This is a genomic window from Vibrio sp. 2096 (assembly GCF_033339595.1).
Taxonomy (GTDB): domain Bacteria; phylum Pseudomonadota; class Gammaproteobacteria; order Enterobacterales; family Vibrionaceae; genus Vibrio; species Vibrio alginolyticus.
In genome coordinates this window covers 589,443-603,347 of record NZ_JAWOUX010000002.1, presented here as the reverse complement: position 1 = coordinate 603,347, position 13,905 = coordinate 589,443, and the positions used below count along the sequence as shown (strand labels likewise).

The following is a 13,905-nucleotide window of genomic DNA, read 5'->3' as shown; positions in this document are numbered from 1 at the left end:
TTTTAAAGCGGGGCGAAGTTTAGCAGTAATCACATATTTTTGCAAAAAATCGCCATTTATTGCATTTTTGGCTCAGTTAAAGGCAGATGAGAACAAAGTAATATCAACACAAAAATTATGAGGTCTAACGATTGATTTTATCGTAATTTGATCGTTCGAAAAGCACTGGAAATACTTGCGCTCTGTGGCTTTATCATTGATGGACGCGTAAATTGAGATAAGTAACACTGACTTGGTTTCAAAGCTAGCGATGAAACCATGTCAGTAAAGTTTTCATATAGATTGAGTATTATAGGAAATGGAAGGTAATATTCCCCGTCACACTGCTCACGGTGTCACTATCGCTGTCAATATCCACGCCAAACGCTTGATAGCTTGCCCCAATAGAAACATTATCGAGCAAGAAGTATTCGGCACCGACACCATACATGTAGGAGACACCATCATCTTTATCTAAATTTCTCAGTCCGCCGTCATAATCAACATTGAATGCATTGATGCCACCTTTGGCATAGACATGAAGCGGCCCAAAGTCGATGCTTGGTTTCGCTGCTAAATAGAATGAATCAAAATCAGCACTACCCCTGCTGCCACTCAGTGATAAATCCACCTTGCCGTGGTTAAAGTAACCTGCCTCAATGCCAATGAATGGCAAAATACCAGTACCTACATGAATACCGTAGGTTGTATCGTTTTCGCTATCGATATCAGATTGACCGATTTGACCGCCAGTGTAAATCCATGAGTCTGCCATTGCTGATGTTGAGCACAACGTTAGAGCTAATAACGAGAGTGTTTTTTTCATACTATCCCTTCCTGAGCGATTCCTAAGCGAAACATTGCGCAAATATGCGTATTTAATCGCCACTATATATTGGAAAGCATGAGCATTTTAAGATCCAAAAGTGAATAATTTATGTTCAACTTTTGTTTTGTGACTTCCAGACAAAAAAACACCGACATAAAGTCGGTGTTTTTCATATGGGTGTTAGAAAGCTAGACGCTTATAGGAAATGCAGTGTTGCGTTAACAGAGAACGTGCCGATATCGTCTTTACCCGCCGTGTAGTTCATGTAGCTAGCACCAACAGACATCGGACCAAAAATGAAGTACTCTGCACCTACACCGTACATTAGATCCAAATCGTCATCGTCTTTGCCGCCTTTCACTTCTTTGTCCCACTGGTGGAAGCCACCTTTTGCATACACATGCAGTGGACCAAAGTCGATGCTTGGCTTAAGTGCTGCGTAGTAAGACGTTAGCTTAGTGTCTTGACCATTTACGTTAAATTCACCGTGTTGCGTCACACCAGCTTCAATACCAATGATAGGTAGAATGCCTGTACCAACGTGAACAGAGTATGATGTATCCGTCTCACCTTTGTAGTCAGACTGACCTACTGTTGCACCACCGTAAATCCAAGAATCTGCCATTGCCGCAGAAGATGCGCCAAGTAGCGCCACTGCTAATAGAGTTTTTTTCATCATCTACCTTTACTCTTTATTATTCCCACGTCTGCATAACTCAGTCGTTGGTACTACAAATAAAGGGAGGCGAACCATTGCCTCCCAGAACTAAAAATTTACGCTTATTGAGTTACTAGCAATTAGTGTACCAGTAACCTCATACGCGATAATTACAAATCTGACGCTATTTTACTGGTTGATTAGCAAGCATCAATCGCGTTTTTGACTCGTTTATCAGAAACAGGATAAGGAGTGCCTAATTGTTGAGCAAAGTAACTCACGCGAAGCTCTTCAATCATCCAACGCACTTCTTTTACGTTTTCAGGAATGGCCACGCCTTTCGGGATCTTGTTCAGCAACTCCTTATAGTCTTGAGTCACAGATTCAATCTTCAGCATATGTAAACGATCTTTGTTTGGATCGATTGGCAACTTCTCCATACGACGCTCTATCGCACGCATGTAGCGAAGAATATCCGGCAAGCGTTTCCAGCCACATTCCGTCGCAAAACCTTTGAAGATCAAGCCTTCAATTTGTGCTTTGATATCCGACAGAGCAAACGCCATTGTGAAGTCGATTTTGCCTTTTAGCTTCTTATTGATGCTGAACGCCGTTGTCAGAATAGTCTCAACCTGTTTCGCGATCTCTACGACGGTATCACCCAGTTCAGCACGAACGTGTTCTTTCAACGCTTCGAACTTCTCTGGCTCCCAAACTAAGCCACCCTGCTCTTCAATAAGCTTATCGACACCACAGGCGATACAGTCATCAATCAGATCAAGCACTTTGCCGTAAGGGTTAAAATACAAACCCAACTTCGATTTGTTCGGTAAGTTAGCGTGCAAATATTTAATTGGAGACGGCACATTCAACAAAATCAAACGACGCTGACCAGCACGCATTGCCGTTATCTGCTCGTACTCCGTTTCGTAGAGTTTGATTTCAACGCTGTCTTTGCTATCAACAAGTGCTGGATACGCTTTTACATCGTAGCCGCCACGTTTTTGTTGATACACTTTCGGCAATTCGCCAAAACTCCACGTATGCAGACCTTGCTGTTCGATATCGTCATCCGCAACTTTGGAAAGCGTTTCTTGAACTTTGTCTTTCAAACTTTCTTTCAGTTCATGAAGGTCTTTGTTTTCCTTCAGTTTACGATTTCGGTGATCAACCGCGCGAAACGTGACTTTCAAGTGCTCAGGTACTTGTTCCAAGTTCCAGTCTTCACGCAGCACTTCTACGCCCGTCATGCGTCGCAACTCTTTCTCTAATGAATCTAGCAGCGGCGCTTCCATTGGCGTAACGCGTGCTAAGAATGCATCGGCATAGTTCGGCGCAGGCACAAAGTTCTTACGAATTGTCTTTGGCAACGATTTAATCAAGCTAACCACAAGCTCATGGCGTAAACCTGGGATCTGCCAATCAAAGCCCGCTGGTTCAACTTGGTTTAAAATCGGCAACGGCAAATGCACTGTGACACCGTCACTATCATCGCCTGGTTCAAATTGGTAACTCAATTTGAGCTTCAAACCATTTTGATGCCAGAAGTTCGGGTAATCCAAATCGGTCACATGGCTAGCATCACCCTTGAACAGCATCTCTTTTTCAAAGTTCAGCAGTTCCGGATTTTCTTTAGATGCCTTTTTCCACCAAGTATCGAAGTGTTTGCCAGAAACGACTTCAGTACCAACACGTTGGTCATAGAAATCAAACAGCTCATCATCATCCACTAAGATGTCTCGACGACGAGATTTATGCTCAAGCTCTTCCACTTCTTGCAGAAGCTTACGGTTTTGCTTAAAGAACGCGTGTTTGGTTTCCCATTCACCCTCAACCAATGCACTACGAATAAAGATTTCGCGGCTAACGGTCGGATCGATACTGCCGTAGTTGACCAAACGCTTCGGTACGATTGGTACGCCGTAAAGCATGACTTTTTCATGCGCCATCACCGCCGCGCGTTTCTTCGACCAATGCGGTTCGCTGTAACTGCGCTTGATAAGATGTTTGGCTAATGGCTCAATCCACTCCGGCTGAATCTTGGCAATGATGCGACCCCAAAGTTTCGAGGTTTCCACCAACTCGGCTGACATTATCCACTTAGGTTGTTTCTTAAATAGACCCGATGCAGGGAAGATATGGAAACGAGCGTTGCGCGCGCCTTGATATTCATTCTTTTCTTGGTCTTTCATACCGATGTGCGACAACAAACCAACCAAGATCGCACTGTGTACGCCATGGTAAGACGCAGGCTCATCGTTCAGTTTGAATTCCATTTCACGCATCGACTGGTGAATTTGGAAGTACACATCTTGCCACTCACGCACGCGCAAGTAGTTCAAATAGTCTTGCTTACATTGCTTGCGGAACTGGTTGCTAGACAAGGCTTTTTGCTGCTTTTGGATGTATTCCCACAAATTTACAAACGTCAGGAAGTCCGACTCTTCATGGAAGAAACGACGGTGCTTATCATCTGATGATTGTTGTTTGTCTGAAGGACGCTCGCGTGGATCTTGAATCGACAAGGCCGCTGCAATGATCATCACTTCTTTAAGCGCACCATATTTTGGCGCTTCCAAAACCATACGCGCCAAGCGTGGGTCGATTGGCAAACGAGCTAATTGGCGACCGATGGAAGTCAGGCGTTTTTTCGGGTCTTTTACCTCAGAATTAATCGCGCCAAGCTCTTCCAGCAAACGAACACCATCTTGGATGTTACGTTTGTCCGGCGCTTCCACAAATGGGAAGGCTTGAATGTCGCCCAAGCCAAGTGCGGTCATCTGTAAGATAACCGATGCTAGGTTGGTACGCAGGATCTCGGGATCGGTAAACTCTGGGCGCGACTCAAAATCTTCCTCTGAGTACAGACGGATACAGATACCCTCTTCCACACGACCACAACGACCTTTACGTTGGTTCGCACTCGCCTGAGAAACTGGCTCAATTGGAAGACGCTGAACCTTAGTACGGTAACTGTATCGACTGATACGCGCCGTACCCGGGTCGATAACGTACTTAATACCCGGAACAGTTAGCGAGGTTTCTGCCACGTTGGTTGCCAGTACAATTCGGCGACCAGTATGAGGTTGGAAAATCTTATTCTGCTCACCTGCCGACAAACGCGCGTAAAGCGGCACAATTTCCGTGCTCTTCAGATTACGTTTGGACAATGCATCTGCGGTATCACGGATTTCACGTTCACCATTCATGAAAATCAGGATGTCACCTAAACCTTCATCGCACAGTTCATCTACCGCTTCGAAGATGCCTTCAAGCTGGTCACGATCATTGTCGTCATCACCGCTTAGTGGGCGGTAACGTGTTTCTACCGGGTAAGTACGACCCGATACTTCAATGATTGGTGCATTGTTGAAGTGTTTTGAGAAGCGTTCTGGGTCGATGGTTGCCGACGTGATGATCACTTTCAAATCAGGACGACGTGGCAGCAACTCTTTCAAGTAACCCAAGATGAAATCGATGTTGAGGCTGCGCTCGTGCGCTTCATCGATAATGATGGTGTCGTATTGATTCAAGAAACGGTCATGCTGAATTTCAGCCAACAAGATACCGTCCGTCATCAATTTGATTTGGGTATTTTCAGAGATCTGATCGTTGAATCGAACCTTGTAACCAACAAACTCACCAAGCTTGGTTTCCATCTCTTCGGCAATACGGTTAGCAACCGAACGCGCTGCAAGACGACGAGGCTGAGTATGACCAATCAGACCAAATTTACCGCGACCAAGCTCAGCACAGATTTTTGGTAGCTGAGTGGTTTTACCAGAACCGGTTTCACCCGCGACGATAACCACTTGGTTTTCTTCGATCGCTTTCGCAATATCGTCACGTTTTTGGCTTACAGGCAGGATTTCTGGGTACTCAATCGTTGGTTTGTAGTTGCTGCGCTGCTCTGCAACCATCATGGATTTTGCGATGTCTAATGCGATTTCGTCGAACACAGCATTACGCGCTGCGTCCTTCTTAATTTTGCTTGCACCAGAAATACGTTTACTCAAGCGGAAACGGTCGCGCATCATGCACTGATTCAGCGCTTTACGCAGAGATGCAGCACTATTCACTTGAGCCTGAGGTGTTTGAGCTTGTTTCGCTGTCGCTTTTTGCGCACCATTTGACGGTGTCGCTTGCTCTTCAGCTAGATTCTTTTTTGGGGGCTGTGACGAAGTCAAAGCGTTTCCTATTCTTTTCATTACAAAAACTGCGCGGATTGTATCACACAAGATCTGTAACAAGATAACCGAAAGCTCATTCAATTTTTTCGAACATGTTCAGCGAATCGCTAGGCTTTTGAACTCACTTACGTTGCTTATAATGGCTCCCATAGTCGAAAGCACTTATTTAAGGAATAACCATTATGTCTCGTGTACTAGCTCTAAAATCAAGCATCCTTGGCGATTACTCTCAATCAAACAAATTGGTTGAAGACTTCATCAAAAATGTAGACCAAGACAAGCTTACTGTTCGTGATTTGGCTGCAAACCCGCTACCTGTTTTGGACTTCGCCGTTGCGACTGCACTGCGCGCTACGGAAGATCTTTCACAAGAACAGCAAGCGGTAGTCGACTTGTCTGACACCCTTATTGAAGAAGTAAAGGCCGCAGACACTTTGGTTATTGCCGCTCCAATGTACAACTTCACCATCCCGACTCAGCTTAAAAACTGGATTGATTTGATTGCTCGTGCAGGCGTGACATTCAAATACACAGAAAACGGTGTTCAAGGTTTGATTGAAGGTAAAAAGGCGATTGTAGTAACGACTCGTGGTGGTATTCATAAAGATTCACCAACTGACAACGTTACGCCGTACCTACGCACTGTACTGGGTTTTGTAGGAATCACTGATGTGGAATTTGTTTACGCAGAAGCGCTAAACATGGGTGAAGATGCAGCTGCAAAAGGCATTTCAGAAGCGCAAAGCCAACTTGCAACAATGGCGTAAGTTAGAATAAACCAGAATACAAAAGGGATTGGTTCGCGCCAATCCCTTTTTAGATCAAGATGCCTTGATCGTGTTTATAGGGTCGCTTACATCGTCAAAAACGATTCACTTTCTCCAAGTTACGTATTGCATCGAGGTAGACTTTTTCTAAAGACCGCTCAGCTTCGCATATCATGTTCTCGATCATCGCATTAAACGCGACATCGCTACGGACTTCTATATTGTCTCCCGCCTTAACGTCAAGAGAGTTGACGTACAACACCAACCATTCATCGCCCTCCAAATGCCCTTCTCCGTGAATGGCAAAAAAGCGTTTGGCAAATTCAGCGTTGGTACAATTTATCGCTTCAATTTGAAGATTGAATGAGGAGTCGATACTCATGGTGCTCATGCCATCCGACTCATCAGATGCATCACAAACAGCCTTAACTCTGGCACGATATACGAAATTTCTCGTTGAAAGCAGCATAGTATTATTCATCATTACTCATAATGGGCGATAAATAAGTCAGTTGCAAATCCGACTTATATGCATCTCGCGATGCGCTAAAACTCGAACTGGAAATAAATAGTATTGTAGTTACTCCCACCTTTAATTCGCCCAAACTGGGAAGCGCTTTCAAAAATCGCCGAGCGGTGATGCAATGAATAGCCCACCCACATATTGTTCCAGCTCTTTTGGTTGAAGAGATCGCCTACATTGACATCAAACGAGAAATCTAAGTAATTGAGCAACTTGCTTGGTGTATAACCCTTGTCTTCCATTTCTGTGCCTTCAATATAGGTAATGCTATCAATGTATGACACACCTTCCGCTACACCAAATCGCCAAGTCGTAGGCCAATTAACCGTATAATAAGCCTTAATCGCCATGACGTATTCTGTGCTCGCAGACTGAACACTGGACGACCAGTGATGAACCAACCCTGGCGTTAAATAAATATCAAGAGGAAAACCAAACAGCTCATCCGTTAATGGATGCCCATAAAACAATGAAGTAAGTTGATTGTCGTATGGGTCTTTTTCTCTCTCAAAGCTAAATATTTCACCGATGTTCGAAGGCGTCGCCCAACCATGCGCAATACGTAGATATGCTTTATTGCTCAGTGTCGGTTTCGGAGCTTTGCTTTTATCGTTGAAAAAGCCAAAACCGACAAACACTTCTCCCTGATATCGATCTTCTACAAGCTGACTGTTGTAGGCGTTATCATCTAAGCGAGTAACACTCGTCTCACCCAATAAATACAAATTTGAAGTTACATGGTAACGCGCTTTAATACCAAGATTGGTGTCAAGCCCAGCTCCAATTCTCTCGCCAGTAATATCCTTAAAGGAATAATATTCACTATTGAAATCAGCGTCTTTGTATCGAATCGTAATCGATGGCTCTAATTCCCAATCCCCAAATACATAATTGGCAGCAAGGCGGTAATTAGAGTGAAACTGGAGTTCGTCGTCCGCCATCAACTCTACTTCTGCGCGCCAATTGTCGTTAATGCTATAACGCACTTGCCCACCGAAATCGACTCTGTCCCCTTCATTAGCATTTTGTAGTGACATGGGAATATCGACAAATCTCAATCGCATGAGTGCGCTCGCACGCCAGTCAGAATCACTCTCGTTATACAAAAAAGCGCCACCTTCAATGCCATTGATATACACATGTTCGTTTTCAAAGAACATCATTGGTACAAATGTACTCACCGTAGAGTCATTATCGGCGGTATAAAACGGAATCGATGCTGTGCGATACATCGCAGCAATCCCCCAAGTTGGTTCTTCTGAACCATGCGCAGAAGAAACTGCCGCAGCTAAAGGTAAAGCGAGTGTTGTTAGAATTAATCTCTTCATGAGTTCGAAAAATGTTGGTTGAGAAGCAGGCAAACATCAATGATTTGCCATTAAAAGCTTATGTTCTGCTGATGATAGCCGTTACAATGGCAAATGTTGTCATCCTCGTGACAGTTTGAGTCCCAAGATCATATTAATATTGCACGACTAGGTGAGCTTGTTTGCGAATATTTTACCATCACAACAAGCGCTTAAACTCTAGCTTAGTTCTAAATCAAACATAATGAAGTAAAAAGTGAAAGCATCAGAACTCATCTCTACCTTGAATCATTTACCCGCAGATACAGACCCAGACATTGTGATGGGAGAAGCATGGCTGCCAGAGAGGTTGATAGGGACTCAACTCGATGGTGACATGTTGTTTTTGCACTTTGATAATGCACCAGAAGATGGTCAAGGTGACGAAGAAGGGCGTGGCTTCGTCGAACACGAAATCGACCTAATTAGAACTCGGCTTCAGCAAATTTTGGATGAAGACAGTGATAACGCGTCAAAAGCCGATGCGATGCTTGGTTTGTTCCTTATGGGACATGAACTTAGTAGCTCGCAAGTTATCGAAATATTAGAAGAAGAAGCTGACACATAAGGAGCCGTTTTGCCAGCATTGATGAACACGACTGAAATTTCTTCACTTCCTCTTGTCGTTGCAGGTCCGATCCTACGTAAAGTGACCGCAACTGAAATCAATATTTGGCTAGTCACCACCCAACGCTTGGAGGGTATGGTGCAAATTACGGATGAAAATGCCTCCATCCTTTATCAAGCCCCTTTAAGTGAACAAAAAGAACAGCTTCAAATCGGCCTCAATGCGTGGTGTTGCTTACTTAAATTAGAAGGCGAGTTTCCAACCCATCAAGCGTTACGCTATCAAATAAAAACGCAATATGGATTAGTGACGGAACTGCTCCCTCACCTGACTTATGAGCGAGATAATACGCCAAACTTGGGTATTGAGTTCCTCGTTAGTGAAAAAGCGGATTATCTCCTACATGGCTCTTGCCGTAATCCCCATCACTTCAGTGATGATACATTGGTCGCTGCGGATCATAAAATCGCGTCTCAATCCATTGAAGAGAGACCGGATATGCTCATCATGAGTGGTGATCAAATCTATGCAGACCATGTTGCAGGCCCCACTCTCGATGCCATTGAGCAAGTCATAGCTTTATTGGGTTTGCCAGGCGAAGAATTCGATCAAGCTCCGATAAAAAATACCAATGAGCTCTACCAACACCCTGCTTGCTATTATGGTCGAGATAAATTGTTGCCTCATTATGTGAGTGATGACAGTTTACTAAGTAAGTTTTTTCCACACCGAGGGACACCAATATTCAGCGCCAAAGAGTGTGAGAATCACCTAATAAGCTTTGCTGAGTGCTTTGCAATGTACTTATTGGTTTGGTCTCCGACCTTGTGGAAGCTTGTTCGAACGGATCGTTTATTAGAAAACGAATTTACTGTCGGCGGAGAAGTTCTTGAACCCAAATGGCAGCAGCAATGGCGCGAAGAAAAAAAACAAATTGATAAATTCGTCGCAGGTCTGGACAAGGTTCAACGCTTACTCGCTCACATTCCAACCTATATGATTTTTGATGATCACGATGTCACCGACGATTGGAATCTCACCATAGGCTGGGAACAAGCCGCATACAGCAACACGTTTGCAAAACGCATTATCGGTAATAGCTTGATTGCTTACTGGCTTTGCCAAGGTTGGGGAAATGCGCCAGAAAAATTCAATGATGAATTTATGAGCCTCGCTCAACGCTTTATCGATGAGCGAACCTCGCAAACCCAAGATGCATTTATTCAATATTTGTATCGCTTTGAGAATTGGCACTACACCATTCCTACGACACCAAAAGTTGTCGTGCTAGATACACGAACCAGACGCTGGCGTTCTGAGTCTAAAATGAACAAACCTTCTGGCTTAATGGACTGGGAAGCGATGATTGAGTTCCATCAGGAGCTCGTGCATCAAGACAAGGTTGTTATTGTTTCTGCCGCGCCAATGTTTGGTGTGAAATTTATCGAAGCACTACAACGTGTGGTGACCATACTTGGTAAACCATTGATGGTTGATGCTGAAAACTGGATGGCTCACCCCGGAAGTGCGAATACTCTTATTAGTATTTTCACACACACAAAGACACCAACTAACTTTGTTATTCTCTCTGGCGACGTGCACTACTCTTTTGCATACGATATTAAGCTCCGCTATCGAAAAAACAGTCCGAATATCTATCAAATCACCTGTAGTGGAATTAAAAATCAGTTCCCTACACAACTGCTCAATATTTGTGATGGCCTAGATAGACTGCTATACAGCCCTCGCTCACCTTTAAACTGGTTCACAAAACGTAAACGACTCAAGATTTACAAACGCGCACCAAGTACGCACAACTTTTATCGCTTGGTTAACCATAGTGCCATTGGTGAGCTACGCCTTGATGATGAAGGCAAACCAAGTCAAATTAGTATTCTGACGAGTGATGGTGACGAAGTTCATTTTCCACCGACACGTGCTGAAAGCTGAGTATCAATCCCAAAATGACTTGCCCTTTGTAAGAGGCAAGTCACCTTGAACTAACTCAGGAGTTTAGGTTTTTTGGAGAGAAAGTGGCCGTTCTTAAATGTCAACGGCGTGCTAAATTTGGTATCGCACCTTGAGATCTTCCGTATTTATTACCATGTTAACCAAATAAACAATAGCTCGGTGTTCATTATGTTTAATTCTCTCACATCATTATTTAAACAACTCATTGATGGCTCTGATTTAAGCCAAACCAACACACTTTCCCCTAACATGGCTATCGCGTGTTTGCTTTGTGAAGTTTCTGGCGCAGACCATAGTGTCGATGATAGAGAACAAGAAACAAAGCGCTCTTTATTGATGAAACTGCTTTCGTTAAATGAAGAAGAATCAAATACTTTGTTAGAGCAAGCGCAACAGAAAATAAAAGATTCCGCTTCGCTGTACGACTTTACCTCTCAACTAAGAGAACTGACTCAAGAAACTCGTTACAACTTAATCAAAAGCATGTGGGAAGTCGCTTACGCAGACGGCGAAATTGACCCGCTAGAAGACGCGGTGATCCGTAAAACAGCAGAGCTACTCTATGTTGATCACAGCGAGTTCATTCGAGCAAAGTTACAGTCTCAGTAAAGTAACGAGATGAGTATATAGGTCTCTGGCTAGCTCCAGCCTACCCCTATAATGACAACAGATATCGCTTCTGTAGCCATAAAAAAACGCGCACTCTGCGCGTTTTTCAATAAGCCAACGACATTGTTATTTAAAGTACTGGTCAAGGTATGTGTTTAGCTCTTTCCACACTAAACAGACTGCATGACAAAACAACAATGGTTGGATGATAATTTAATTACAAGCTAGCTAGGTTCGAATAACTAAAACATGGTCAAAGCAAGCTTAGCTAAGTTGTATGCATCTACATAGCCAGAGTGTTGACGCCCTTCCCAGTCTATTCCTTTTGCTTCTTGAGCGGCTCGATGGCCTATACGTTTATCTTTAAGACGATTTTGAATACGGTAGAGTGTCGCTAAGTTGATGAACTCTGTGAACGGTGCTTCAATACCTTTTTGCTTACACTCTTCTAGAAGAATAAGGTCATCTCGCCCCCAAGATGCAAAGATTTTGTTGCGACCACCGAAGTTCTTAACCATGGATTTAAGCACTTCTTCTAGTGGGCGTCCTTGTTTTTCAATCTTACGTGGTGTGATGCCCGTTAACTCAGCGCAGAACAGAGACACTTCATCGTGTTCTGGTTTCACGTAGTATTGAGCACGCTTGACTATCTCACCTTTAGACAAATCTATTTCAGCTAACCCCACTTCGATAATTTCACCCGTGCTGCCGACGCCATTTTCGTTCCAGCAACACATTTCTAAATCGAAGCATACAATACGGTTATGGTTCATAGTTTGCCTTGGTTCCTAACATAAAAATTTAAAGCGTGCGATTCTATCGTAACACGGCGTAAAACTCGAATTTGTGCGCCCATTTAATCGCCGATCGACACATTATTACGGCCGTTTTTTTTACTCAAATAGAGTTGACTATCCATTTTGTGATACAAGCTCTCAGGATCTTCTTCTTTATGGATAACCGCACCGATACTCAACGTACAGATGATTGACGCATCACCATAATCAAAAGCCGTACTTGCCACAACACTCCGTAATTTTTCTAGGTAAGCTTCTAGCACTGCTCTATCAATGACTTTAGAAATAATACAAAACTCGTCACCACCAGCTCGGTAAAACTTATCTCCCGGTTTTAAATTAGCACTGACCAGCTTAGTAACATGTTGTAACGCTTCATCTCCACCTAAATGGCCGTGTTTGTCATTAATCACTTTGAAGTGGTCGATATCAAAACCAACCAAGGCGAAGTTAACACCTTTGTTTATCTGATTAAGCAAATGATCGTTGAATGCTCGGCGATTCAGTAGTTGAGTTAGAGGGTCTCGCTCTGCCATTCTTTTTAATTCAACGGTTTTGAGCTCCAACATGACCGCTAAGCGCTCTTTTTCTCGAGACTGTAAATTCACAATCCAACTGATCAAAAAGGCGATTACCAATCCGGCTAGCGTCGTGCCCGCTAAAATAGAACGCTCCCAAGCTGAGACTGCGTCAGAAAGCTTAAAGTCAATACGCCATTCACGGTTAGGCAGTTGAATGGTTCGGCTTATAACGGTTCCTCGAATGTTATCCCAGCTAGCACTTTGAAAGAGAACAGGGTCATCTGCTGCGTCGAATCCCAAGTCTTCTACGCGCACCGACATATCGAGCTCCGTCGCGGTTTTCGTAATCAAATCCTCAAAGTAAACCGTACTTCGGATAACGCCGGTCACTACTCCTAATAAATATTTGTTCTCGAAGTCGAACACTGGATGGAACACCAGCAACCCAGTCTTAGGTATGGACTTGTCATAACCATCTTGCAGTAAGCGAACTTTATCCGAGACATTCGCTCGCCCATTTTCGGAAATATCATCCAAGATTAAATCGAAGCGTTTGCGCGAAAAATAGAAACCCAATAGAGAAAGGTTTTCCGGTGTTCTTGGGTAGATATCCGACGCGATAAAAATTGGCTCATTGTGTTCAAAAATGTACCCGTAGGTTTTGGGACCATCTTTAGGAACGGTAAACGGTTGGAAGTTTGGAAATTTTTGACGGGTCTTTAAAATATGTTCATCAAGATCTTCGAATTCGACCTTTTGCATCCATTGAAGTCCAATGAGACTTCGCGAGCTATTAATCACTTGTTCCGCATACATGGGAAACGATGGCCAATAGCTTCGCTCAATCGAATGGAAAAAGTTTGCGCCCGCACCAATGAACTTTAGATCATTCTCGACGTTTGCTTTAAGTGATTCTGCTTGTCGGTCGGCTAAAGTATCAAACGTCGTCTGTGTATACCGTTGCTGCATTGTATAAGCAGCACCTACTACACCAGCAGTGACACATAAAGTCGCCAAAAAAGCTAAAATAGAGTCTGAATGTCGTTTTATAAAGCTCTTATGAGCGGTGCTTTGTGTCATATCGTAATTTTTGATACTTCCGTAAGTTAAACTTCGGGATCTATTGAAATACTGCGTTAGCAACGCA

The 13,905-nt window shown here is 43.6% G+C and carries 11 protein-coding genes; 4 read left to right on the top strand and 7 right to left on the bottom strand.

What is annotated here, in order from left to right:
• Nucleotides 1-289 precede the first annotated feature (289 nt).
• The 3 genes from R7Q41_RS05965 to hrpA all read right to left on the bottom strand — a co-directional run bounded on the left by R7Q41_RS05965 (nt 290) and on the right by hrpA (nt 5,653).
• Entirely contained in the window at nt 290-805 is a 516-nt protein-coding gene (locus R7Q41_RS05965) for an outer membrane beta-barrel protein (protein WP_318144415.1), read from the bottom strand.
• 199 nt (nt 806-1,004) lie between these two features.
• Nucleotides 1,005-1,484 (bottom strand): outer membrane beta-barrel protein, encoded by a 480-nt coding sequence (locus tag R7Q41_RS05960; protein ID WP_005394221.1) that lies wholly within the window; start codon nt 1,482-1,484, stop codon nt 1,005-1,007.
• Between the two features lie 182 nt (nt 1,485-1,666).
• Nucleotides 1,667-5,653: an ATP-dependent RNA helicase HrpA gene (gene hrpA / locus R7Q41_RS05955; RefSeq protein WP_318144414.1), complete on the bottom strand. Its 3,987-nt coding sequence runs from the start codon at nt 5,651-5,653 to the stop codon at nt 1,667-1,669.
• 185 nt (nt 5,654-5,838) lie between these two features.
• Here hrpA and R7Q41_RS05950 point away from each other — a divergent pair, with 185 nt between their 5' ends.
• Entirely contained in the window at nt 5,839-6,423 is a 585-nt protein-coding gene (locus R7Q41_RS05950; protein ID WP_005377667.1) for an FMN-dependent NADH-azoreductase, read from the top strand.
• A 94-nt stretch (nt 6,424-6,517) separates the two neighbouring features.
• Here R7Q41_RS05950 and R7Q41_RS05945 read toward each other — a convergent pair whose 3' ends face one another.
• Nucleotides 6,518-6,907, bottom strand: coding sequence for a hypothetical protein (locus R7Q41_RS05945; RefSeq protein WP_225452445.1), 390 nt, complete (start codon nt 6,905-6,907; stop codon nt 6,518-6,520).
• A gap of 62 nt (nt 6,908-6,969) precedes the next feature.
• Entirely contained in the window at nt 6,970-8,274 is a 1,305-nt protein-coding gene (locus R7Q41_RS05940; protein ID WP_170897094.1) for a MipA/OmpV family protein, read from the bottom strand.
• Nucleotides 8,275-8,509: 235 nt separating this feature from the next.
• On the opposite strand from R7Q41_RS05940, the gene R7Q41_RS05935 reads away from it, so the two are divergent.
• The 3 genes from R7Q41_RS05935 to R7Q41_RS05925 all read left to right on the top strand — a co-directional run bounded on the left by R7Q41_RS05935 (nt 8,510) and on the right by R7Q41_RS05925 (nt 11,440).
• Nucleotides 8,510-8,860, top strand: coding sequence for a hypothetical protein (locus tag R7Q41_RS05935; RefSeq protein ID WP_005377676.1), 351 nt, complete (start codon nt 8,510-8,512; stop codon nt 8,858-8,860).
• Between the two features lie 9 nt (nt 8,861-8,869).
• Nucleotides 8,870-10,810 (top strand): alkaline phosphatase D family protein, encoded by a 1,941-nt coding sequence (locus R7Q41_RS05930; RefSeq protein ID WP_170897095.1) that lies wholly within the window; start codon nt 8,870-8,872, stop codon nt 10,808-10,810.
• A gap of 189 nt (nt 10,811-10,999) precedes the next feature.
• Nucleotides 11,000-11,440: a TerB family tellurite resistance protein gene (locus R7Q41_RS05925; protein WP_017820644.1), complete on the top strand. Its 441-nt coding sequence runs from the start codon at nt 11,000-11,002 to the stop codon at nt 11,438-11,440.
• A 242-nt stretch (nt 11,441-11,682) separates the two neighbouring features.
• On the opposite strand, the gene R7Q41_RS05920 is transcribed toward R7Q41_RS05925, so the two are convergent.
• Both R7Q41_RS05920 and R7Q41_RS05915 read right to left on the bottom strand, forming a co-directional pair.
• Nucleotides 11,683-12,213, bottom strand: coding sequence for a 3'-5' exonuclease (locus R7Q41_RS05920; protein ID WP_005377684.1), 531 nt, complete (start codon nt 12,211-12,213; stop codon nt 11,683-11,685).
• Between the two features lie 83 nt (nt 12,214-12,296).
• Complete coding sequence (locus R7Q41_RS05915; protein ID WP_005377686.1) at nt 12,297-13,838, bottom strand: sensor domain-containing diguanylate cyclase; 1,542 nt, start codon at nt 13,836-13,838, stop codon at nt 12,297-12,299.
• Nucleotides 13,839-13,905: the final 67 nt, after the last annotated feature.